Source organism: Streptomyces sp. NPDC001292, from assembly GCF_042896465.1.
In the GTDB taxonomy this organism is placed as follows: Bacteria; Actinomycetota; Actinomycetes; order Streptomycetales; family Streptomycetaceae; genus Streptomyces.
Genome location: NZ_JBIAXG010000138.1, coordinates 1 through 1,587, shown reverse-complemented (window position 1 = coordinate 1,587; position 1,587 = coordinate 1). Strand labels below are relative to the sequence as shown.

General features: G+C 67.0%; 1 pseudogene. It reads right to left on the bottom strand.

From position 1 onward, the window contains the following. Positions 1-37: 37 nt before the first annotated feature. Positions 38-1,509: pseudogene (locus tag ACFY4A_RS42585) on the bottom strand (IS3 family transposase). Between the last annotated feature and the right edge of the window lie 78 nt (positions 1,510-1,587).

The window sequence follows — 1,587 nt, the reverse complement described above, 5'->3', positions numbered from 1 at the left end:
CGGAACCTGTCAAAGCGATCAAGGCAGGTAGATCGTTCTAACGCTGTGCCGGGATCAGTGGGCCGTCTGGTGCCGGCTTGTTGATCCAGGCCGCTGCGGGGACCTTCGGGGGCTCCGGTGGCTTGCGGACGAAGCGTTCGGGGTGCTTCGCGTAGACCGCCTGGAGGACGTCGGCACGCATCTCGCGGAGCTGATCGGCGAGGCCGAAGTGCACGTCGTAGGGCGTGTGCAGGCCGATCCCGGAGTGCCGGTGTTCCTCGTTGTACCAGGTGAAGAACTGGGTGCACCACGCCCGGGCGTCCTCGAGGGATCCGAAACGGTCCGGGAAGTCGTGCCGGTATTTCAGGGTCTTGTACTGGCTCTCGCTGTACGGGTTGTCGTTCGACGTCTTCGGCCGCGAATGCGACTTGGTGACGCCGAGACCGGCCATCATCTGGGCGACGTTCTGCGCGACCATCGGGGACCCGCGGTCCGAGTGGATCGTCAACTGTCCTGGCACGATGCCGTACTTGGCGATCGTCTCGGACAGGAACCGCTCGGCGAGGTCCTTGTTCTCCCGGTCGGCGATCATCCAGCCGACCGTGTAGCGGCTGAAGATGTCGATGATCGTGTAGAGGCAGTAGTAGACGCCCTTGACCGGGCCTTTCAGCTTCGTGATGTCCCAGCTCCAGACCCGGTTCGGGCCCTCGGCGACCAGCTCCGGAACGGTCCTTGGCGGATGGACGGCCTGGCGGCGGCGTTCACGGACCTCGCCGTGCCGTCGCAGGAGCCGGTACATCGTCGACTCCGAGCACAGGTAGACACCCCGGTCCAGGAGGACCGCGTAGATCTCGGCGGGCGCCATGTCGGCGAACTCCGGGGAATGGAGCACATCGAGGACCCGTATCTCCTCCTCCGGGGTGAGCGCGCGGGGGTGTCGGCGCCGTTCCCGTCGCGGCCTGGCCGGGGCGGGGCTCTGGCGGTGGTGGCGGTAGTAGGTGGCCCGGCTCACGCCGAGCGCGGCGCATGCCTGGACCCGTCCGACCAGCCCGGTGAGCTCTTCGAGGGCCTGGTCGCGGGCGGTAGTGAACGCCACGGCCGCGGACCGGGCCCCGGTCACTGGTCCTTCTCGCCGTTCTGGTTCGGGGCGCTGTCCGTGGCGAACTGGTCGAGCAGCGCGGAGAGTTTTCCCTGGACCTCGATGACCGTGCGAGCTTTGGCGAGGTCGGCTTCCAGGCGGACCTTCTCCGCCTTCAGCTTCGCGATCTCCCTGTCCCGCGGGTCCGCCTTCGGCCGTCCGGCCGACGCGGCGAGCGCGTCCAGGGCGCCCTTGTCCCGTTGCTGCCGCCACGTCGTGATCAACGACGAGTACAGCCCCTCCCGCCGCAGCAGGGCACCCTTGCCCTTCTTGTCCAACGACTCGTACTCCGCGAGGATCCTCGCCTTGTACTCCGCGGTATACCGGCGCGGACCGGTCGAACGGGCTTCCACCTGCGGATCAGGGGTCCCGTGGTCATTCGTGCTGGCCACCCGGGCACTACTCCTTCTCCGCCCTCGACTCAATGAATCATCCAGTATGCCTGACTCAACCTACTTTGACAGAGAGGG